Genomic DNA, 21,380 nt, shown 5'->3' on the forward strand with positions numbered 1-21,380 from the left:
AGCCTCCCTGTGCCTAACGGCGGTGCCCGGCCGGGGAACGGACACCAGTGGACACCCGTGCCGGTTCGCCGTCTGGAACCGGTGCCGGCCGGCGGTCGGAGACCGGAGCGTGGCTTCGCTCCCTCGCCTCGCTGCCAGGGCGCCGTCCGGGGAGTCTCTCGGCGGGCACGCCGGTGAGAACGGCACCCACCACGCGCGCGTGGACGGAGGTCAGGCTTTCGAGCGCACGGTGCGCCAGGTCGTAGCGGATCTTGCCGGCCCGGAGGACGAGGAGCACGGCCTCGGTCGCCGGGGCGAGGATCGCCGCATCGGCGTAGGGGAGCAGCGGAGGGCTGTCCACCACCACGAGATCCGCGTCGGACTCGAGAGTCCGCAACAGCTGCGTCATGCGCGGGGACGAGAGCAGTGCGCTGGGGTCCGGTGCCGGAGTGCCGGCTGCCAGCACCCGCAGCGGCCCGTCGCCCCAGCTCTGGAGGGCGCCGTCGAGTGGTGCCTCACCGGTGAGGACGTCCGCCAGTCCGGCTGTTCCGTCCAGGCCGAGTGTCCGAGCCAGGTGCGGTCGGCGTAGATCCGCCTCGACGAGGACAACGCGCCGGCCGGTCCGCGCGACGTTGGCCGCCAGGTCGAGGGCGGTCTCGGTCCTGCCCTCTCGGGGCAGGGCGCTCGCGATCAGCAGCGAACGCGGCACGCGCCCGTCGGAGGAGGAGAAGGGAAGACGGGCGCGAAGCTGGCTCAGCGCCTCGTCCCGGGGCGTTCCGCCGGCGACCGGGCCGGTGTGAGCGCCTCGCCGGACGGGTTTCGGCAGTGCGCCTACCTCCGGGAGACCCAGGCGGCGGCGGACGTCGCCAGCCGACCGGACGGTGGTGTCGAGCGACTGACGCAGTACGGCGCCGGTGATACCGACGACGAGACCGCAGAGCAGCCCGATCGCCAGGTTCAGCGCCGGACGCGGGCTCGTGGGCGCCGACGGCGGCCCGGGGTCACCGACGACGCTGGCCTTGATCACGGGCGGCGCGTCGCTGGCCGCCTTCTCGATGCTGTCGATGTATTTCGTGAACTGGACGGCGGTCTCGTCGGCGATCGCCTGTGCGCGTGCGGCGGACCTCTCCTGCACCCGGATGTCGACCAGGGTCGTGTCGAGTGGCGCCTGCGCGCTGATCTTCTTCGCGAGTTGCCCGGTCGTGGTCTTCAGGTCCAACTCGGCGATGACGGCCTCGAGCACCGTGGGGCTGTTCGCGATCCTCGTGTACGACTTGACCCGCTGCTGTGTGAACAGACCGCCCGCGTAGGCGTCGGCGCTGTCCTTGTCATTGGTGGCGACGAACAACTGCGCCTTCGCCGTGTACGTGGGTGGCGTCAAGACTGTCACGGCGACGGCCGCGGCCAGTCCCAGCAGGCCGCACACCACGACGACCCTCCACCGCCGGCGCAGCACGTCGATGAATTCCCGGAGGTCCATGGAACCCTCCATCCGTCCGGACGGCCGCCTTGACTCACAGGTGAACGACAAGGCATATTTTGGTTTACGGCGTAAATGTACGATATCAGCGTCGAGCGTGGAATGTGAAGCCATGGACCGTCCTCCGAGCCACTGCGCGGTCACTCCCTACAGCCGCAGAGCGGGCAGCTCACGGGTCCGTGTCTTCGAATGGCTGGACCGCGTCGACGCCGACTTCACCGTGAGCGCCTACGCCTCGCTGGCCGACGCCGCGCCCTCCCGCCTGGCCCGCCATCCCCTGGCCGTGGCACGGGCGGAACTGCGCCTGCACCGGCTCGCGACCGCGCGCCCGAGGCGCCTGCTGCTGCACCGGGAGGCATCCCCGCTCAGCCGCGGCTGGTGGGAGCGGCGCCTGCTGTCGAGCGCGGAGTTCGCCGTGTACGACTTCGACGACGCCCTCCAGTGGGACCAAGGCGGCGGTCTGGCGCGCAGCCTGGCGCCCAAGGCCGCCAAGGCGCGGGCGGCCGTGCGTCACGCCGACCGTGTCATCGCGGGCAACGACATCCTCGGGGACTGGGCCGCGCACCACCATCGCGACGTCGTGGTGATCCCCAGTTGCGTGGAGCCGGAGGACTACGCGCCCAAGACTTCTTACGCTCTGCATGACCCACCGCGGCTCGGCTGGATCGGCTCGCGCGACAACGAGGCGTACCTGCTCCTGGTGGCCGGTGCGCTCGAAGAGATCCACCGGCGCAGCGGCGCCCGCCTGACGCTCGTCGGCACGACGCGGCGCTCACTCGGCCGCTTGGAGGCCTTCGTCGACCGGGTCGCCTGGAGCCCGCACACCGAGCGAACCGTGCTGGCCGGCATCGACATCGGCCTGATGCCGCTGCCGGCGACCCGTTACAGCCTGGGCAAGTGCGGCTACAAGCTGCTCCAGTACGGCGCCGCGGGGGTTCCGTCGGTAGCCAGCCCCCTGGGGGTGAACGCCGACATCCTGCGCCGGTTCCGGATGCCGGCCGCCCGCGACGACGGTGAATGGACCGACGCGATCCTGGGGCTGCTGGACGGCTCGGACGCCGTCCGGGAGCGGCTGGGGCGCGGTGCCCGGGCCGTCGTGAGACGGCGGTACTCCTACGACGCCTGGCTGTCCCGCTGGACGGCGGCTCTGGAACTTCCCGCGGCGGCGTCATGACGACGGCAGCCAATGAAGGGACACCCCCCATGGACACCACTGGTCACCCGGACACCACTGGTCACCTGAAGCAGCAGGTTCTCCCGCGCATGACGCCGGTGCCTCTCACGGCGCCGCGCCGCGCCCTGGACGTCGTCGTTTCGCTGGTGCTGCTCGTCCTTCTGTCACCGCTGCTGCTGGTCCTGTGCGTCCTGGTGCGCAGCACGAGCGGCGGACCGGCGATCTTCCGGCAGCGGCGCATGGGGGAGGGGGCGCTCGAGTTCACTCTCTACAAGTTCCGCACCATGCGGCAGGACGCCGCGGGCCCCGGCCTCACCGGAACGTCAGACCCCCGTGTGACCGCTGCGGGCCGGCTGCTGAGGCGCTTCGGCCTGGACGAACTGCCCCAACTGTTCAACGTCCTGCGCGGGGACATGACGCTGGTGGGCCCGCGCCCCGAGGCCGCCGAACTGGCTCACCGCTACCCGCCCCAGTACCACTGGGTGTTCCGTCACCGCCCCGGACTCACAGGGCCGTGCCAGCTTCGCTCACGTTCCGACGCGGTGCTGCTGGACGGCAGGCCTGATCCGGAGAGGTACTACCTCGAGGTCATGCTCCCGCGCCGGGCCGCGATGGACGCGGAGCTTCTGGCGCACATCACCCCCTTCACGGTGCTGCGCCTTGCCGCGCGCACACCGTGGTATCTCCTGTCCGCCGCCTGGGACCGGCCCCGGAGTTCTCGCGCCGGGGCGGCCGGTGACGTGGCGCGGTGCACCGAGGGAGGCCGATCCTGATGCGTGCCGTCGTGACCGGGGCAGCCGGATTCATCGGCTCCCATCTCTGCGAACACCTGCTGTCCTGCGGCGACGACGTGACGGGCGTCGATGCCCTCACGGACTTCTACGACCCCGTGCGCAAGCGGCAGAACCTCCGCCCTCTGCTGGGCCGGGACCGTTTCACCTTCCGGCAGGACGATCTGCTGGCGGTGCCGCTGGAGCCGCTCTTCGCCGATGCCGACGCGGTCTTCCATCTCGCGGGGCAGCCCGGCGTACGAGGATCCTGGGGACCGGAGTTCGCCGTCTACGTGGAGCGCAACATCCTCGTCACCCAGCGCGTCCTGGAAACGGCCCGCGCCACACGGCTGGGACGGCTCGTGTACGCCTCCAGCTCTTCGGTCTACGGGGACGCCGAGGCGTACCCGACCGGAGAGGCGGTGCGCCCCAGACCGGTGTCTCCGTACGGCGTGACCAAACTGGCCGCAGAGCACCTCTGCGAGACGTATCGCACCGCTTTCGGGGTGCCCGCCGTCTCCCTTCGCCTGTTCAGCGTCTACGGTCCCAGGCAACGACCCGACATGGCGTTCTCCCGGCTGATCACCGCGGCCCTCGCACATCAGACCTTCACCTTGTACGGAGACGGTGAGCAGAGCCGGGACTTCACCTACGTCGCGGATGTGGTGACCGCGATGCGCGACGCCGCGCACTCCTCGTGGAGCGGCGTGGCGAACGTGGGAGGCGGATCCGAGGTGACGATGAATCAGGTCATCGGGCTGCTTCGGCTGCTGGGCGCCTCGGTACGTGTGGTGCGGGCACCCCGTGCGCCCGGAGACGCCCGCCGCACCGCCGCTGACATCACGGTCGCCCGTGAAGCCTTCGGCTTCCGGCCCTCGACGGGCGTACGGGACGGTCTCGCGGCCATGATCGCGGCCGCCGCCGCGCGTCAGCCGGTGCCTTCCCTGTGACCGCCGAGGCGGCGTCAGGACTGTGCTCCGCGGTAGTAGGTCAGGATCTCCGCGGCCGACATCTCGCCGTCCCGCTTGCGCCCCAGGAAGTAGAAGGCGGTGGCATCGTCCATCGCGTAGCGCTCGGGCACCCAGGCGTCCAGGGCGCGCAGCCAGAACAGCAACGCCCGCGTCGCGCGGCCCGCGAGAGCCGAACGAGCCAGTCCGCGGACCAAGTGGTCGACGCTCAAGAGCAGTTGGGTGCCGGGGCCGGTGATGGGGCCGGCGGCGAGTTCCTCGAAGCGGCGGAAGAGGTAACGGTGGCCGCTCGCGGTGAACCGCGTGAAGTCGTGGGCACCGGCGTGGACTTGCTGCAGGAACGGGGTTTCGGCGTACACGAGCCCACGGTCCCGCAGGACCCGGTGGATCTCTGCGACGACCCGGGGCGGGTCGAGTACGTGCTCCAGTACGGCCTGAACGAGCACCGCGTCGACGCTCGCCGGGGGCAGCGGAATCTGGTGGGCGTCCGCGATCAACTGCGTGACGGGACCGCCCACGATGTCAAAACCGATCACTTGCACGTGCGGATCCCGGTAGATCGCGCCCACGCCGTTGCCGACGGTGGCCCCACCCACGACGAGCAGCCGCGACGCGCGGCCGGGAAGTCCGCGCAGCAGGAGATCGATGTTCCGGGCCGCTGCGCGATTGGCCGGTTTGAGGATGCGGCGCAGCGGCGCCGGAAGTCCGTCGGCGCCCAAGGGGCGCGCCCCTTGGGAATTCGTGCCGCCGGACGTCGCGATGAGCGCCTCGCGGTCGACGACACTGCGCTCGAAGTCGACGAGCACCGGCCACCGGCCGGCGACGGGAAACGCCACGGGGGCGTGGTAGAGGCAGTCGGGCCTGGTGCAGTTGAAGCCGCCGGGCCGCGCCAGCAGCGGTGCCAGGCAACGAGGGCAGACCAGGAGACGCTCGATCGCGTTCACGTCGGCGAGGACCATGGACGTCCCTCCGGCGCGCTTCCGATTGGTCTCATATGACCAGCTTCTGATGGATTGACCCATGGCGCCCGATAGGCGATGATGTACGTATACGTCGTAAATATACGCATCCGAGGCGGTGGTCGATTATGACGAAGGGGACGCTCGTGACCGGCTCGGGGCGGTCCGCCGCAGGAGCCGCAAGTTGGCCCGCTGCGCCCCCGCAGGTGGCCCCGGTGGTGACGCTGCCGACGCCACCGCCGCTGCCTCGCATCAAGGTCCTGCACGTGATCACCCGCTTCACGGCGGGAGCGGGTGGCAACACCCTGCTGTCGGCAGAGGGAATGGACCCCGAGCGGTACGAGGTGTGGATCGCCGGGGTCCCGGGGGGTGACCTCTGGGACCGGGCGCGTGCCGCCGGACTGCGCACGGTCCAGGTGCCGGGATTCCGGCACACCCTGACCCCGCTGGACCTTCTGGTGCTCTGGAGACTGGTGCGTCTCATGCGCCGCGAGCGGTTCACCGTGGTGCACACCCACTCGGGCAAAGGCGGATTCCTGGGGCGGGCCGCCGCACGGCTGTCCCGCACACCGGTGGTGGTGCACACCTTCCACGGCTTCAGCTTCCACCCGTACATGTCCCGCCGCAGGCGGACGGCGTACCGCTGGCTGGAGCGGGCGACACGGCGCTTCACACATCGGTTTCTCGCCGTCGCGCCGCGTGTGGCGCAGGAGGCGGTCGAAGAGCGCCTGGCCCCGCCGGGCCGCGTCCATGTCGTGCCGTCAGCCGTGGACCTGGGGCACATCCCCGAGCGTTTCGATCCTGTCGCCCGCCATGAGCTGGGCGTGCCGCGCGACAAGCCCCTCGTCGGCACCGTCGGCAGGATCGACTACCAGAAGGCACCTTGGGACTTCATCCGCATGGCGGCCGCGATCCGTGCCGATCACCCGGGCACCGCGTTCGTCATGATCGGCGACGGGCCGCTGGAGGGCGAGGTCCGGCGGCTCGCCGCGGAACTGGACGTCGACGTGACCTTCGGCGGGTACCGGCCGGATGCCTCCTGGCTGGTGGCAGGGCTGGACGTCTTCGTGACGACATCGCTCTACGAAGGCCTCGGCCGGGCACTCACCGAGGCGCTGGCCACCGCTCGCCCGGTCGTCGCCACGGCTGTGAACGGGGTCCCCGATCTGGTCGAGCACGGTGCCACGGGCCTGCTCGTGCCACCCGCCGACCCGGAGCGCGAGGCACGGGCGGTCACCTGGCTGCTCGACCATCCCGCGGAGGCCGCCGAGATGGGGCAGCAGGGCCGCCGGCGGGTCCGTACCTCCTTCGCGCCCCGCGCGATGTGCGCGGCCGTCGACGACTGCTACCGCGACCTGCTCGGCCTGCCGCCCCTCCCGGAGCGGGCGGCCGGCGTCCCCGGCCGGGCCCAGGGGGCCACGCCAGGACCGTTGAACCGAGCAGCAGGGGCCTTGCCCCCTGACTGAACCCGAGCGTCGACCGGCGACATGCCCCCGACGCGGCCACCACGGAGACCGACATGCGCCTGACTGTCATCGGTACCGGATACGTAGGGGCGGTCCACGCCGCTTGCATGGCGGAGATCGGGCACGAAGTGCTCGGCGTGGACATCGACGCGGAGCGGATCGGCGCCCTCGCCGCCGGCCGGCCACCGTTCTACGAGCCCGGCCTGCCCGGCCTGCTCAAACGGATGGTCGACACGGGCCGGCTGCGCTTCACCACGTCACTGGTCGAAGCCGCATGGTTCGCCGACACCCACTTCGTCTGCGTCGGCACCCCGCAGCAGCCTGGTTCGGGTGCCTCCGATCTCAGGGATTTCGAGGCCGTCAGGGACGGTCTGGCCCCGTACCTCCACGACAGCGGATACGAAGAAGTCCTGGTCGTCGGCAAGTCCACGGTGCCCGTCGGGACCGCCGCCCGGCTGGCCGTCCTCCTGCGCGCCGTCGCCCCCACTGCCGACGTGGCCTGGAACCCGGAGTTTCTGCGGGAGGGCTGCGCGATCCGTGACACCCTGCGGCCGGAACGCATTGTGGTCGGCGTCCGCTCGGAGCACGCCGAAGCGCGGTTGCGGGCCGTCTACGCGCCTCTCCTGGCGGCCGGCACGCCGTTCATCGTGACCGACACCGCGACCGCCGAACTCGTCAAAGGGGCCTCGAACTCCTTCCTCGCCACCAAGATCTCCTTCATCAACGCCATGGCCGAGATCTGCGACGCCACGGGCGCGGACGTGCTCACCCTCGCCCGGGCGATGGGCGCCGACTCCCGTATCGGCCCTCGGTTCCTGGCTCCGGGGCTCGGGTTCGGCGGCAGCTGCCTGCCCAAGGACATCAGGGCCTTCGCCGCGCGGGCCGAGGAACTCGGCCTGGGCGAGTCGGTGGCCTTCCTCCACGAGATCGACGAGATCAACACACGCCAGCGCGAACGCACCATCGCCCTCGCGCAGAAGGCCCTCGGCGGGACCTTCACGGATCGGAACGTCGCGGTCCTCGGCGCCGCCTTCAAGCCCCGCAGCGACGACGTCCGGGACTCGCCGGCGCTCGCCGTGGCGCATGCGATCCGCCGCAGGGGAGCACAGGTCCGCGTCCACGACCCCGAGGCGATCGACAACGCCCGGGCGGCGTACCCCGCGCTCCAGTTCGCACTGGACGTGACCAAGGCATGCGAGCAGGCCGACGTCGTCCTGCACCTGACCGAATGGCCCCAGTACCGGGAGATCGACCCCGTGGCCCTCGCCGCGGTGGTGCGCACCCCGGCCCTCGTCGACGCGCGCAACACCCTCGACCCGGCGGACTGGTGCGCCGCGGGCTGGACGCTGTGCGCGCCGGGCAGACCGAACCTCGGCTGACTGGCGGGAGAAGATCATGCGCGTCGTGGTGTCCGGCGGGAGCGGCTTCCTGGGATCCCATCTGTGCGAAGCGCTGCTGCGCCGGGGCGACCGGGTCTGCTGCCTGGACAACTTCTCCTCGGGCCGGGTGCTCAACCTCGCTCCTATGGTGAGCAAGCCCGGATTCGAATGCATCCCGGGCGATGTGACCGAGCCGCTGAGGGTCCACGGCGACGTCGACGCCGTGGTGCACCTGGCAAGTCCGGCCTCCCCGCTCGACTACGCCCGCCGCCCGCTGCAGACGCTGGCCACCGGCAGCCGGGGCACCGAGAACCTGCTGGAGCTGGCGGTCCGGCACCGGGCCCGCTTCGTCCTGGCGTCCACCAGCGAGGTCTACGGAGATCCGGAGATACACCCGCAGGACGAGGACTACTGGGGGCACGTCAATCCCGTCGGGCCCCGCAGCGTCTACGACGAGGCCAAGCGCTTCGCCGAGGCCCTCACCATGGCCTACCGGCGCAGCCAGGGCGCGGACACCGGGATCGTGCGGATCTTCAACACGTACGGCCCGCGGATGCGCGCGGACGACGGACGGGTGGTGTCCACCTTCGTCACGCAGGCCTTGGACGGGGAGGCGCTGACCGTCTTCGGGGACGGCGGCCAGACCCGCAGCCTCTGCTACGTCGACGACATGGTCCGGGGTCTGCTGGCCATGGTGGACGCCGATCTGCCCGGCCCGGTCAACCTCGGCAACCCCTGCGAGCGGACCGTGCGGGAACTCGCGGAACTCGTGTTGATGATCACCGGCTCCGACAGCGGACTGTGCTTCCTGCCGCTGCCCGTCGACGACCCCGTCCGCAGACGTCCCGTCATCACGCGGGCCTTCGAAACACTCGGGTGGCAGCCGCAGGTGCCGCTGGAAGAAGGGCTGCGCCGCACCGTCGCCTGGTTCGCCGCGCGGTCGGACACCTCCGTACAGCCTCCCGATTCCTACGCAGTGGGGTGGCCCTCATGAAAGCACTCGTCCTGTGCGGCGGCGCCGGCACACGGCTCCGCCCCATCACCCACACCTCGGCCAAGCAACTGGTCCCGGTGGCCAACAAACCCGTCCTCTTCTACGGCCTGGAGGCCATCGCCGCCGCCGGGGTCCGGGAGACCGGCATCATCGTCGGGGACACGGCACCGGAGATCCGGGCGGCCGTCGGCGACGGTTCCCGCTTCGGCCTGGACGTGACCTACCTCCACCAGGAGGCGCCGCTCGGTCTCGCCCACGCCGTGCTGATCGCCCGGGACTTCCTCGGCGACGACGACTTCGTGATGTACCTCGGTGACAACTTCATCGTCGGCGGCATCTCCGGCGTGGTCGACGACTTCCGCCGCGAACGCCCCGACGCCCGCATCCTGCTGACCCATGTCTCCGAACCCGCCGCCTTCGGCATCGCCGAACTGGACGCGGCGGGCCGGGTGGTGGGCCTGGAGGAGAAGCCCCGGCAGCCCCGCAGCGACCTCGCCCTGGTCGGCGTCTACCTCTTCACCACGGCCGTGCACGAGGCGGTGCGGGCCATCCGGCCCTCCAGGCGCGGCGAGCTGGAGATCACCGACGCGATCCAGTGGCTGATCGACGCCGGCCGGGACGTGCGTGCCACGACGATCTCCGGCTACTGGAAGGACACCGGCAACGTCACCGACATGCTGGAGGTCAACCGGTCGGTCCTGGAGAGCGTCGAGCCGTGGACCGGGGGCAGCGTCGACGCGGCGAGCGAGATCATCGGCCGGGTCCGGATCGAGGACGGGGCCAAGGTGTTCGGCAGCCGTGTCGTCGGTCCGGCCGTCATCGGCGCCGGTACCGTCATCACCGACTCCTACGTGGGACCGTTCACCTCGATCGCCGAGAACTGCCGCATCGAGGACAGCGAGATCGAGTACTCCATCGTGCTGGGGCGCTCGACCGTCAGCGGCACCCACCGCGTCGAGGTCTCTCTCATCGGCCACGACGTCGAGGTGACCCCCGCTCCGCGCACCCCTGCCGTACACCGGCTCGTGCTCGGCGATCACAGCAAGGTGCAGATCCCGTCATGACCACGACCCGCATCCTGGTGACCGGCGGAGCCGGCTTCATCGGCTCGGCCTACGTCCGCGCGCTGCTCGGCCCGAACGGTCCGCCCGACGTCGCGGTGACCGTGCTCGACAAGCTCACGTACGCAGGCAACCCCGCCAATCTGGCCGACGTCCGCGCCGCCGACGGCTTCGCGTTCGTCCGGGGCGACATCTGCGACGCGAACCTCGTCGACGAACTGGTGGCGGCTCACGACCAGATCGTGCACTTCGCCGCCGAGACCCACGTCGACCGCTCCCTCTCCGGAGCCGGCGTCTTCGTCCGGACGAACGTCCTGGGCACCCAGACCCTGTTGGACGCGGCCCTGCGGCACGCACCGAAGATCTTCATCCACATCTCCTCCGACGAGGTGTACGGCTCCATCCGCGACGGCTCCTGGCCGGAGACCGACCCGCTGCGGCCCAACTCGCCCTACTCCGCCTCCAAGGCCGCCTCGGACCTCATCGCGCTGTCCTACCACCGCACCCACGGCCTGGAAGTCCGCGTCACCCGGTGCTCCAACAACTACGGCCCCCACCAGTACCCCGAAAAGATCGTCCCGCTGTTCATCACCCGGCTGCTGGACGGCCGGCCGGTGCCGCTGTACGGCGACGGCCACAACATCCGCGACTGGATCCACGTCGACGACCACGTGCGCGGTATCGAACTCGTCCGCACCCGCGGTCGGCCGGGCGAGATCTACAACATCGGCGCCGGTGACGAACTGTCCAACCTGGACCTGACCGGGCTGCTGCTCCACGCATGCGGCGCCGACTGGGCGGACGTGCGGTTCGTCGAGGACCGCAAGGGCCACGACCGGCGTTACTCGGTCGACTCCACGAAGATCCGCACGGAACTCGGGTTCGTACCGCTCAAGGACCTGGCCACGGGGCTCACGGAGACCGTCGCCTGGTACCGGACGCACCGCTCCTGGTGGGAGCCGCTGCAACGGCGGGCGGACCGGCAGGAGAGGTTGCCTCTCCTGCCCTGATCGCCAAGAAGGCCCTGAGGGACCAGCCATGAGCCCACCCATCGAGGACTACGCCCTCATCAGCGACCTGGAGACAGCCGCCATGGTCGGCCGGGACGGCTCCGTCGACTGGCTGTGTCTGCCCCGGTTCGACTCGCCGGCCTGCCTCGCGGCCCTGGTGGGCACCGAGGCCAACGGCTTCTGGCGGATCGCGCCCGTCGGCTCCGTCGCCGGTGGTCCTTGCACCCGCCGCGCCTACCGGCCCGACACGCTGGTCCTGGACACCGTGTGGGAGACCCCGACCGGGACGGCCCGGGTCACCGACTTCATGCCGCCCCGGACACAACTGCCCTGCGTGGTCCGCGTGGTGGAGGGCCTGTCGGGTTCCGTGTGCATGCGCAGCGAACTGCGGCTGCGTTTCCACCAGGGCCGCGTCGTGCCGTGGGTGAGGGGCGACGGACACTGCACCGTCGCGGTCGCCGGGCCGGATGCCGTCTGGCTGGACACCGACGGCCCGGTGCGGGTGAACGGTGGCGTGGACGCCACGGTCTGGGATGTCACCGTCCAAGCCGGCCGGCGGCTGGCGCTGACGCTGACCTGGTCGCCCTCGCACCAGCCCGAGCCGCCGACGTCGCTGTCCGTCCCGGCGGAGACGTCGCTGAAGGAGACCGCCGGCTTCTGGCGGCGCTGGAGCGCCCAGTGCCGCTACCGAGGGCCCTGGCGGGAGGCCGTGGTGCGGTCACTGATCACCCTGAAGGCCCTCACCTACGCGCCCACCGGCGGCATCGTGGCCGCGCCGACCACGTCGCTGCCGGGCTGCATCGGTGGGACCCGCAACTGGGACCACCGGTACTGCTGGCTGCGCGACTCCACGCTGACCCTGTCCTGCCTGCTGCGCAGCGGCTACCGGGAGGAGGCCACGGCCTGGCTGGACTGGCTCGTCCGGGCCATCGCGGGCGACCCCGACGACCTGCAGACCATGTACGGCGTCGCCGGGCAGCGGCTGATGCCCGAGACCGAGGCGCCGTGGCTCGCCGGTTACGAGGGATCCCGTCCGGTGCGGTTCGGGAACTCGGCGGTGGGCCAGTTCCAGCTGGACGTCTACGGCGAGGTCCTGGACACGCTCTGCCTGTCGCTGCGGGCCGGTATCCCCATGCCCGCCCATGTGTGGGAACTCGTGGAGGCCCTGATGGGCTTCCTGCAGCGGCACTGGCGGGAACCCGACCAGGGACTGTGGCAGGTGCGGGGTCCGCGGCGGCAGTTCGTGCACTCCAAGGTGATGGCGTGGGTGGCCGCGGACCGCGCCCTTCGCATGGGGCGGCTGCTCGGCCGCACCGGGTCGTCGGGCGAGTGGCGGGCCATGCGCGCGGAGGTGCACCGGCAGGTCTGCCGACACGGCTGGGACGGGGACCGGCGGTCCTTCGTGCAGGCTTACGGCTCTTCGGCTCTGGACGCCTCGGCCCTGCTGATTCCCCGGGTCGGCTTCCTGCCGGCCCGCGACGAGCGGGTACGGGGCACCGTGCACGCGATGTCCGGACTCGGCCAGGGCGGCTTCGTGCGGCGGTTCGCGCCCTACGGCCCCGGTGGGGACGGAATGCCCGGCCGGGAGGGTGCCTTCGTGGCGTGCTCGCTGTGGTACGCCGACGCCCTGGCCGCGACCGGCCACCCGGGGCAGGCCCAGGAGGTGTTCGAGCGGGTCCTCGCCATCCGCAACGACGTCGGGCTGCTGGCCGAGCAGTGGGACCCGGAGTCGGGCCGCCAACTCGGCAACGCTCCACAGGCGTGCAGTCACATCGCCCTGGTCGAAACGGCGTTCGCCCTGTCGGCACCACCCGGCGTCCGTCCTGGATCACGTCGCTGATCCGGACGGGGGCTGATCAGTGCTTGCTGTTCGGCCGTCGGGCGGAATCGTCGTAGCCGTGCGGGTTGAGCTGCTGGAAGTGCCAGGCGTCGCGGCACATGGCGGACAGGTCACGCGTGGGACGCCAGCTCCAGGCGCGGGCCACCGCGGTCGCGTCGGCGACGAGTTCGGCGACGTCCCCCGGCCGCCTGGACGCGACCTCGTACGGAATGCTCCGGCCGCACGCCTCGGAGAACGCGGCGACGACCTCCAGGACCGAACTGCCTTTGCCGAGGCCGAGGTTGTACACGTGCATGCCCGGGGCGTCGGCGACATGATCGAGAGCGAGGCGGTGCGCCTCCACGGTGTCCAGGACGTGGAGGTAGTCACGGATCGCCGTTCCGTCGGGCGTGGGGTAGTCGTCGCCGAAGACGTGCAGCCGTTCCCGGCGGCCGACGGCGACCTGGGCGACGTACGGCATGAGGTTGTCGGGCGTGCCGCGCGGGTCCTCGCCGAGCAGGCCGCTGGGATGGGCGCCGGCCGGGTTGAAGTACCGCAGGCACAGCACCGTGTACTCGGGGCGCCGGTCGCATACGTCGGCGAGGATCTGCTCGCAGAGCCACTTGGAGGCCGCGTACGGGTTGGTGGGGCGGGCCGGGGCGGTCTCGGCGATCGGGCCGGGGTCCGCCTCGCCGTAGATCGAGCAGGAGGAGGAGTAAACCATCCGGTGCACGCCGTGTTCGTGCATGGTGCGCAGCAGTGCCGTGGTGCCGCCGACGTTCGTGTCGTAGTACTCGACGGGCATCGCGGCCGACTCGCTCACCGACTTGTGCGCCGCGAGGTGCACGACGGCGTCCACGGAGTGTCGGTCGAAGACGGCCGAGAGGGCGTGCCGATCACGGATGTCCAGTTCGTAGACCGCGCCGACGAAGCGGCCGGCGATCCGTTCCACCCGGGCGAACACCTGCGGGGTGCTGTTGGAGTAGTTGTCGACCACGATCACTTCGTAGCCGTGGTCGAGCAGTTCCACGCAGGTGTGGCTGCCGATGAAACCGGCCCCGCCCGTGACGAGGACGGTCGAGGGAGCCCAAGAGGATCCGGCTCCTCGAGCGGTCGGCGACTGGTTCCTGCGGGCCATGCCAGACTCCCGCGACGGGTGCGGCGAAACCGTATGTTTACGGTGTATATATACGACTTTGCACCCGGGTTCGGACTCCGGTCAAGCCCTGACCAGCAACTGGAAGTCGAACGTGTACCGCGACGCCCGGTAGATGTGCGTCCCGTACTCCACCGCCCGCCCGGTGTCGTCGTACGCCGTGCGCCGCATCGTGAGCAGGGCCGCGCCCTCCTCCTCGTCCAGTCGGGCGGCCTCCTGAGCCGTGGCCGCGCGGGCGCCGATGGTCTGGCGGGCGCTGTGCAGGGTGATGCCCGCCGAGCGCATCATCCGGTACAGGCCCGTCGATTCCAGGCGGGCGTCGTCGAGGTCCAGCAGGGTCGGAGGGAGGTAGTTGCAGAGGAGGGCCACCGGCCGGCCGTGCGTGCGGCGCAGCCGTTCCAGGGCGGTGACCTCGCTGCCCTCGGGCACGCCCAGGGCCGCCGCCACGTCGCAGGACGCCGGGACGGCCTCGTGGCGCACGACCTGCGTGGTCGGACCCTGTCCGGCCGCCTCCAGGTCGTCGTAGAGGCTGCTCAGCTCCAGGGGACGCTTGACCTGGCTGTGCACCACCTGTGTGCCCACCCCGCGCCGCCGGACCAGCAGCCCCTTGTCGACGAGGGACTGGATGGCCTGGCGGACGGTGGGGCGGGACAGGCCGAGGCGGACCGAGAGGTCGACCTCGTTGCCCAGGAGGTCGCCCGGGGCGAGGACCCCGTGCTCGATCGCCGCCTCCAGCTGCTGCGCGAGCTGGTGGTACAGCGGCACCGGGGTGGACCGGTCCAGGGCGAAGTCCAGTGCGGCCAGCGCGGGGGCGGCCGCCGTGCGGGCATGGTCACCGGTCTTCGCCATGGATCGAACCCCCTTCCGGACGTCAGGAGTTGCTCGGGAAACCGAGGTTGATGCCGCCGTCGGACGGGTCCGGCCAGCGCGTGGTGACGACCTTGCCCTGGGTGTAGAAGGCGATGCCGTCGTTGCCGTAGATGTGCAGGTCGCCGAAGAGGGAGTCCTTCCAGCCGCCGAAGGAGTGGTAGCCGACGGGGACCGGGATGGGCACGTTGACGCCGACCATGCCGGCCTTGACCTCCAGCTGGAAGCGGCGGGCCGCGCCGCCGTCCCGGGTGAAGATCGCGGTGCCGTTGCCCCAGCGGGAGTCGTTGATCAGCTTGATGGCGTCGTCGTAGGTCTCCGCGCGGACCACGCACAGCACCGGGCCGAAGATCTCGTCCCGGTAGGCGTCCGCCGTCAGCGGCACCCGGTCCAGCAGGGAGACGCCGAGGAAGAAGCCGTTCTCGTGACCCTCGACCGAGAAGCCCGTGCCGTCGACCACGACCTCGGCGCCCTGCTCGGCGGCCGACGCCACGTACGAGGCCACCTTGTCGCGGTGCTCGCGGGTGATGAGCGGGCCCATCTCGGACGCCGGGTCGGTGCCCGGGCCGATCTTCAGGTTCCTCGCCCGTTCGGCGATCTTGCCGACCAGTTCGTCACCGGTGTCGCCGACCGCGACCACCACCGACACGGCCATGCAGCGCTCGCCCGCCGAGCCGTACGCCGCGTTGATCGCCTGATCGGCCGCGAGGTCCAGGTCGGCGTCGGGCAGCACCAGCATGTGGTTCTTGGCACCACCCAGCGCCTGGACGCGCTTGCCGTGCTCGACGGCCTTGAGCTGGATGTACTTGGCGATCGGGGTCGAGCCGACGAAGGAGACCGCCTCGATGTCCGGGTGCTCCAGGATGCGGTCCACGGCCGTCTTGTCGCCCTGCACGATGTTCAGCACACCGTCCGGCAGGCCCGCCTCGGCGGCCAGTTCGGCCAGGCGGAAGGAGGCCGACGGGTCCTTCTCCGACGGCTTCAGCACGAACGTGTTGCCGCAGGCGATGGCCAGCGGGAACATCCACATCGGCACCATCGCCGGGAAGTTGAACGGCGTGATGCCCGCGACGACGCCGAGCGGCTGGCGGATCGAGGCGACGTCGACCCGGGAGGACACCTGGGTGGACAGCTCGCCCTTCAGCTGGACCGAGATGCCGCAGGCCAGCTCCACGATCTCCATGCCGCGCGCGACCTCGCCGAGCGCGTCGGAGTGCACCTTGCCGTGCTCCGCCGTGATCAGCTCGGCGATCTCGTCGCGGTGGGCGTCCAGCAGCTCGCGGTACTTGAACAACACCGCCGTGCGCTTGGCCAGGGAGGACTGCCCCCAGCTCTCGAAGGCGGCCTTGGCGGAGGCGACCGCGGCGTCCACCTCCTCGACGGTCGCGAAGGCGACCTGCTTCTCCTGGGCGCCGGTCGCCGGGTTGTAGACGGGGCCGAACCGGCCGGAGGTGCCCTCGACGGGCTTGCCGTCGATCCAGTGGGTGATGGTCTTCATGGTGCGCAGGGGCCTTTCGGGGAGCCAGGGATCAACGGAGGGGGTCGGAAGGGGATCAGAGGTGACGGCGGCGGGTGGCCACCTGGCGGTCGTAGCGCTCGCGGGCCTCGACGGCGGCCTCACGGGAGGCGGTCTCGGCGACCGGCACGTCCCACCAGGCCTCGGCCGGGGGAGCGGTCGGCGCCGGGTCGGTCTCGACGTAGACGCACGTCGGCCGGTCGGAGGCGCGGGCCGCGGCCAGGGCCTCGCGCAGCTCACGCACGGTCTTGGCGCGCAGCACGTCCATGCCGAGGCTCGCGGCGTTCGCGGCCAGGTCGACCGGGAGCGGGGCGCCGGTGAAGGTGCCGTCGGCGGCCCGGAAGCGGTAGGCGGTGCCGAAGCGCTCGCCGCCGGTCTCCTCCGACAGGCCGCCGATGGAGGCGTAGCCGTGGTTCTGGATGAGGACGATGTTGAGCGGCAGGCCCTCCTGGACGGCCGTGACGATCTCCGTCGGCATCATCAGGTAGGTGCCGTCGCCGACCAGCGCCCACACCGGCGTGCCCGGCGCTGCCTGCTGGACGCCGATGCCGGCCGGGATCTCGTAGCCCATGCAGGAGTAGCCGTACTCCAGGTGGTACTGGCGCGGGCTGCGCGAGCGCCACAGCTTGTGCAGGTCGCCGGGGAGCGAACCGGCCGCGTTGATCACCACGTCGTCGTCGCCGACGGCCGCGTCCAGCGCGCCGAGCACCTGCGTCTGGGTCGGGACGGCGTTCTCGTCGGCGGCGCGGTAGGCGGCCTCGACGACCTCGTCCCAGCGCTCCTTGCCGGCGCGGTACTCGGCTTCGTAGGAAGCCTCCACCCGGTGGCCGGCGAGCGCCTCGCGGAGCAGTTCCAGACCGGCCCGCGCGTCGCAGACCAGTGTCCGTGCCGCCTGCTTGTGCGCGTCGAAGCCGGTGATGTTGAGGTTGAGGAACCGCACGTCCGGGTTCTGGAAGAGCGTGCCGGAGGCCGTGGTGAAGTCGGTGTAGCGGGTGCCGACGCCGATCACGAGGTCGGCCGTGCGGGCGAGGTCGTCGCTGACGGCCGTGCCGGTGTGGCCGATGCCGCCGAGGTCGGCGGGGTGGTCGTGGCGCAGCGCGCCCTTGCCGGCCTGGGTGGAGGCGACCGGGATACCCGTGGCCTCCACGAACGCCTTCAGCGCCGCCTCGGCCTCGCTGTGGTGGACGCCGCCGCCCGCCACGATGAGCGGCCGCGCGGCCGACCGGATCGCCGCCACGGCCGCCGACAGTTCTGCCGGGTCGGGCGCGGGACGCCGTACGGACCAGACGCGCTCGGCGAAGAACTCCTCCGGCCAGTCGTACGCCTCCGCCTGCACGTCCTGGGGGAGGGCGAGCGTGACGGCGCCGGTCTCGGCCGGGTCGGCCAGCACGCGCATCGCCTGGAGTGCCGAGGGGATCAGCGCCTCGGGGCGGGTGATGCGGTCGAAGTAGCGCGAGACCGGGCGCAGGGTGTCGTTGACGGACACGTCGGCCTCGACCGGGTGCTCCAGCTGCTGGAGCAGCGGGTCGGCGGAGTGCGTGGCGAAGTAGTCGCCGGGCAGGAGCAGCACCGGGAGGCGGTTGATCGTCGCGAGGGCGGCGCCGGTGACCAGGTTGGTGGCGCCCGGGCCGATGGAGGTCGTCACGGCCTGCGCGGAGAGGCGGTTGAGCTGCCGGGCGTAGCCGACCGCCGCGTGCACCATGGACTGCTCGTTGCGGCCCTGGTGGAACGGCATCACATCGGCGTACTCGACCAGCGCCTGGCCGACCCCGGCGACGTTGCCGTGGCCGAAGATGCCCCAGGTCCCCGCGATCAGCCGGCGGCGTACGCCGTCCCGCTCGGTGTACTGGGCGGACAGGAACCGCACCAGGGCCTGGGCGGTCGTCAGTCGGCGGGTGCGGGCGCTCATACGGAGGTCTCCGGGGCGGTGTAGAGGGGGAGGCGGGGGTCGACCGGCTGGTCCGGCCAGGTGTCGCGGACCCAGGCGTGGTCGGGGTGGTCGCAGATCAGCCAGGCGCGCTCGGCCTCCGGGCCCGCCATGACGTTGAGGTAGTACATGTGGTGGCCGGGCGTGGCCATCGACGGGCCGTGCCAGCCGTCCGGGATGAGGACGACGTCGCCGTCGCGGACCTCCGCGAGCACGTCGGTGTCCCGGCCGGGGCCGGACGGGGAGACGCGCTGGTAGCCGAGGCCGGGGACGCCGTCGTGGCCGGCGAACTCGAAGTAGTAGATCTCCTCCAGCACGGACTCCTCGCCCGGCCGGTGCTCGTCGTGCTTGTGCGGCGGGAACGACGACCAGTTGCCGCCCGGGGTGATCACCTCGACCGCGATGAGCTTGTCGCACTCGAAGACCCCGGCCGCGCCGAAGTTGTTGACCTGCCGCGAGCAGTTCCCGGTGCCGCGCAGCTCGACGGGGACCTCGGAGGCCGGTCCGTAGCGGGCGGGCAGGCGGCGGGTGCAGCGCGCGCCGGTCAGCGCGAACCGGCCGCCGGCCGCGGAGGTCACGGTCGTGCGGGCGTCGCGCGGCACGTAGGCGAAGTCGCTCACCGCGCTGAACACGTCGGGGCGGCCGTGCAGGTCGAAGCTGTCCTGGCCGAAGTCGTCGGCCGACGCGACCGTGCAGGCACCGCTCAGCGGGACGACGATCCATTCGCTGTCGCCGGTGTCGAAGGTGTGGGAGCCGCCCGGCGGCAGCTCCAGCACCCGCAGGCTCGAATGGCCCCAGCCGGCCTTCTCGGGCGTGACGTCGACGACGTAGGGGCCGCCGAGCGCCTTGCCGGCGGGAAGGTGGTACGTCATGTCATCCTCCGCAATCACAACAGGCCGACGGCCGTGTCCACCGCTTCTTCCACGCTGCCCTCGGCCGGGTAGAGCAGCGACCGCCCGACGACCATGCCCTGGACGGTGGGCAGGCGCAGGGCCTTGCGCCAGCGTTCGTAGGCGCCCTCCTGGTCCTCGCCGACCTCGCCGCCGAGCAGCACGACGGGCAGCGTGGAGGTCTCCAGGACCTCGGCCATGTCGTCCGGGTCGTCGGTGACGGGGAGCTTCAGCCAGGTGTAGGCGGAGGTGCCGCCCAGGCCCGAGGCGATCGCGATCGACTTGGTGACGGCCTCGGCGGACAGGTCGTTGCGGACCCTGCCGTCGACGCGCCGGGAGAGGAACGGCTCGACGAACAGGGGGAGCCGGAGGGCGGCCATGGCGTCGATCGCCCGGGCGGTGGACTCCAGCGTGGTCAGCGAGCCCGGGTCGTCGTAGTCGATGCGGACCAGGAGCTTGCCCGCGTCGAAGCGGAGCCGGGCGATGTCCTCGGCGCGGTGGCCGGTGAAGCGGTCGTCCATCTCGAAGGCGGCGCCGGCCAGGCCCCCGCGGTTCATCGAGCCCATGACGACCTTGTTCTCCAGCACGCCCAGCAGGAGCAGGTCCTCCAGGATGTCGGCGGTGGCGAGCACCCCGTCGACGCCGGGCCGCGACAGCGCGGTGCACAGCCGCTCCAGCAGGTCCGCGCGGTGGGCCATGGCCAGGCGCCGGTCGCCGACCCCGAGGGCGCCCCGCGCCGGGTGGTCGGCGGCCACGATCATCAGCCGGCCGCTGTCGCCGATCAGCGGGCGGCGCGCCCGGCGGGCCGCCGCCTCGGCGACGGCCTCGGGGTGCCGGGCTCTGACCGTGGTGAGGTCGGGGATGCCGATGTTCAAGGAAGGCTCCGTTTCAGTGGCTCGGGCTCGGCGACGGCACCCCGGCGAGGAGGTCCTCGACCTCGGACCCGGTGGGCATCGCGGAGGAGCAGGCGAGGCGGGAGGCGACGAGGGCGCCGGCGGCGTTGGCGTGGCGCATGGTCCGCTCCAGGTCCCAGCCGGCGAGCAGGCCGTGGCAGAGCGAGCCGCCGAAGGCGTCGCCCGCGCCCAGGCCGTTGACGACCTCGACCGGCACCGGCGGCACCTCGGCCCGGGTGCCGTCGCGGTGCACGGCCAGCACGCCCTTGGGGCCCTGCTTGACGACGGCCAGCTCCACGCCCGCCTCCAGCAGGGCGTCCGCGCAGGCCTGCGGCTCGCGCACGCCGGTGGCGATCTCGCACTCGTCGAGGTTGCCGACCGCGACCGTGGCGTGCCGCAGGGCCTCGCGGTAGTACGGGCGGGCCTCCTCGGGGTCGCGCCAGAACATCGGGCGCCAGTCGAGGTCGAAGACGGTGATCCCGGACTTGTCGCGGGCCTTGAGGGCGGCGAGCGTGGCGGAGCGGCTGGGCTCCTCGCTCAGGCCGGTGCCGGTGATCCAGAAGATCCGGGCCCCGCGGATGCCGAAGAAGTCCAGCTCGTCGGTGTGGATCTCCAGGTCCGGGGCCTTGGGGCGGCGGTAGAAGTACAGCGGGAAGTCGTCCGGCGGGAAGATCTCGCAGAAGGTGATCGGCGTAGGGTACGCGGCGACCGGGCTCACCCAGCGGTCGTCGACGCCGAAGTTCCGCAGCTCCTGGTGCAGATACGTGCCGAAGGGGTCGTCGCCGGTGCGCGTGATCACGGCCGTGCGGCGGCCGAGGCGGGCGGCGGCGACCGCCACATTGGCCGCAGAACCTCCCAGGAATTTCCCGAACGTCTCCACCTGGGCCAGGGGGACGCCGGTCTGCAGGGGATAGAGGTCGACCCCGATGCGGCCCATCGTGATCACATCGAAATACTGGGCTGGCTCGGCCATGCGCGACCTCCTCGGGAAGCTGGGGATGCGGGTCCCGGGGCGCCCTGACACGGTGGGGGCGTGGATCCACGGGACCTGCCGCCCCCAGGTGTAGGTCTC

The 21,380-nt window shown here is 71.5% G+C and carries 18 protein-coding genes; 9 read left to right on the plus strand and 9 right to left on the minus strand.

The annotated features are described in order from the left end of the window. Positions 1–13: 13 nt before the first annotated feature. Positions 14–1,459 carry a polysaccharide biosynthesis tyrosine autokinase gene (locus tag ABZ386_RS11660; RefSeq protein ID WP_351333600.1) on the minus strand — a complete coding sequence of 482 codons (1,446 nt, stop codon included), beginning with the start codon at positions 1,457–1,459 and terminating at the stop codon, positions 14–16. A gap of 112 nt (positions 1,460–1,571) precedes the next feature. On the opposite strand from ABZ386_RS11660, the gene ABZ386_RS11665 reads away from it, so the two are divergent. Genes ABZ386_RS11665 through ABZ386_RS11675 form a run of 3 tightly spaced genes read left to right on the plus strand, consistent with a single transcriptional unit; the run spans position 1,572 to position 4,353 of the window. Beyond that, the gene (locus ABZ386_RS11665) at positions 1,572–2,633 is read left to right on the plus strand and encodes a glycosyltransferase (protein ID WP_351333597.1); all 1,062 of its coding nucleotides are present in this window, start codon (positions 1,572–1,574) and stop codon (positions 2,631–2,633) included. Positions 2,634–2,662: 29 nt separating this feature from the next. Beyond that, positions 2,663–3,406 (plus strand): sugar transferase, encoded by a 744-nt coding sequence (locus ABZ386_RS11670; RefSeq protein ID WP_351333596.1) that lies wholly within the window; start codon positions 2,663–2,665, stop codon positions 3,404–3,406. Then, entirely contained in the window at positions 3,406–4,353 is a 948-nt protein-coding gene (locus ABZ386_RS11675) for an NAD-dependent epimerase/dehydratase family protein (RefSeq protein WP_351333593.1), read from the plus strand. The genes ABZ386_RS11670 and ABZ386_RS11675 overlap by 1 nt, the downstream gene beginning before the upstream one ends. Before the next feature lie 14 nt (positions 4,354–4,367). Here the strand turns inward: ABZ386_RS11675 and ABZ386_RS11680 are convergent, their stop codons facing one another. Next, a complete protein-coding gene (locus tag ABZ386_RS11680) occupies positions 4,368–5,330 on the minus strand; it encodes a methyltransferase domain-containing protein (RefSeq protein ID WP_351333590.1) in 963 nt (320 codons plus the stop codon). Between the two features lie 218 nt (positions 5,331–5,548). Between ABZ386_RS11680 and ABZ386_RS11685 the strand changes: the two genes are divergently transcribed. From ABZ386_RS11685 to ABZ386_RS11710, 6 genes are read left to right on the plus strand one after another with little or no spacing between them, the layout of a single operon-like run. Then, positions 5,549–6,796 (plus strand): glycosyltransferase, encoded by a 1,248-nt coding sequence (locus ABZ386_RS11685; protein ID WP_358648376.1) that lies wholly within the window; start codon positions 5,549–5,551, stop codon positions 6,794–6,796. Between the two features lie 53 nt (positions 6,797–6,849). After that, on the plus strand, positions 6,850–8,175 hold the full coding sequence (locus ABZ386_RS11690) for a UDP-glucose/GDP-mannose dehydrogenase family protein (protein WP_351333584.1): 1,326 nt from the start codon (positions 6,850–6,852) through the stop codon (positions 8,173–8,175). 16 nt (positions 8,176–8,191) lie between these two features. Then, positions 8,192–9,169, plus strand: coding sequence for a UDP-glucuronic acid decarboxylase family protein (locus ABZ386_RS11695; RefSeq protein WP_351333582.1), 978 nt, complete (start codon positions 8,192–8,194; stop codon positions 9,167–9,169). Then, positions 9,166–10,233 carry a glucose-1-phosphate thymidylyltransferase gene (locus tag ABZ386_RS11700; protein WP_351333579.1) on the plus strand — a complete coding sequence of 356 codons (1,068 nt, stop codon included), beginning with the start codon at positions 9,166–9,168 and terminating at the stop codon, positions 10,231–10,233. The genes ABZ386_RS11695 and ABZ386_RS11700 overlap by 4 nt, the downstream gene beginning before the upstream one ends. Beyond that, positions 10,230–11,240, plus strand: coding sequence for a dTDP-glucose 4,6-dehydratase (gene rfbB / locus ABZ386_RS11705; protein WP_351333576.1), 1,011 nt, complete (start codon positions 10,230–10,232; stop codon positions 11,238–11,240). The genes ABZ386_RS11700 and rfbB overlap by 4 nt, the downstream gene beginning before the upstream one ends. Before the next feature lie 28 nt (positions 11,241–11,268). Further along, positions 11,269–13,080: a glycoside hydrolase family 15 protein gene (locus ABZ386_RS11710; protein ID WP_358964654.1), complete on the plus strand. Its 1,812-nt coding sequence runs from the start codon at positions 11,269–11,271 to the stop codon at positions 13,078–13,080. Positions 13,081–13,096: 16 nt separating this feature from the next. Here ABZ386_RS11710 and galE read toward each other — a convergent pair whose 3' ends face one another. The 7 genes from galE to iolC all read right to left on the minus strand — a co-directional run bounded on the left by galE (position 13,097) and on the right by iolC (position 21,281). After that, on the minus strand, positions 13,097–14,197 hold the full coding sequence (gene galE / locus ABZ386_RS11715) for a UDP-glucose 4-epimerase GalE (protein WP_351333571.1): 1,101 nt from the start codon (positions 14,195–14,197) through the stop codon (positions 13,097–13,099). Between the two features lie 81 nt (positions 14,198–14,278). Further along, a complete protein-coding gene (locus tag ABZ386_RS11720; protein WP_358964655.1) occupies positions 14,279–15,064 on the minus strand; it encodes a GntR family transcriptional regulator in 786 nt (261 codons plus the stop codon). Between the two features lie 22 nt (positions 15,065–15,086). Then, positions 15,087–16,580, minus strand: a complete 1,494-nt coding sequence (locus ABZ386_RS11725) for a CoA-acylating methylmalonate-semialdehyde dehydrogenase (protein ID WP_351333565.1) — start codon at positions 16,578–16,580, stop codon at positions 15,087–15,089. Positions 16,581–16,635: 55 nt separating this feature from the next. Then, positions 16,636–18,507: a 3D-(3,5/4)-trihydroxycyclohexane-1,2-dione acylhydrolase (decyclizing) gene (gene iolD / locus ABZ386_RS11730; protein ID WP_358964656.1), complete on the minus strand. Its 1,872-nt coding sequence runs from the start codon at positions 18,505–18,507 to the stop codon at positions 16,636–16,638. Continuing rightward, on the minus strand, positions 18,504–19,397 hold the full coding sequence (iolB, locus tag ABZ386_RS11735) for a 5-deoxy-glucuronate isomerase (protein ID WP_351333560.1): 894 nt from the start codon (positions 19,395–19,397) through the stop codon (positions 18,504–18,506). Before iolB ends, iolD begins: the two co-directional genes overlap by 4 nt. Positions 19,398–19,411: 14 nt before the next feature. Next, positions 19,412–20,290 (minus strand): deoxyribose-phosphate aldolase, encoded by an 879-nt coding sequence (locus ABZ386_RS11740; RefSeq protein ID WP_351333557.1) that lies wholly within the window; start codon positions 20,288–20,290, stop codon positions 19,412–19,414. A gap of 13 nt (positions 20,291–20,303) precedes the next feature. Then, entirely contained in the window at positions 20,304–21,281 is a 978-nt protein-coding gene (iolC, locus tag ABZ386_RS11745) for a 5-dehydro-2-deoxygluconokinase (RefSeq protein ID WP_351333555.1), read from the minus strand. Between the last annotated feature and the right edge of the window lie 99 nt (positions 21,282–21,380).

The sequence above is a fragment of the Streptomyces sp. NPDC006140 genome (genome assembly GCF_040628815.1).
Lineage (GTDB): Bacteria > Actinomycetota > Actinomycetes > Streptomycetales > Streptomycetaceae > Streptomyces.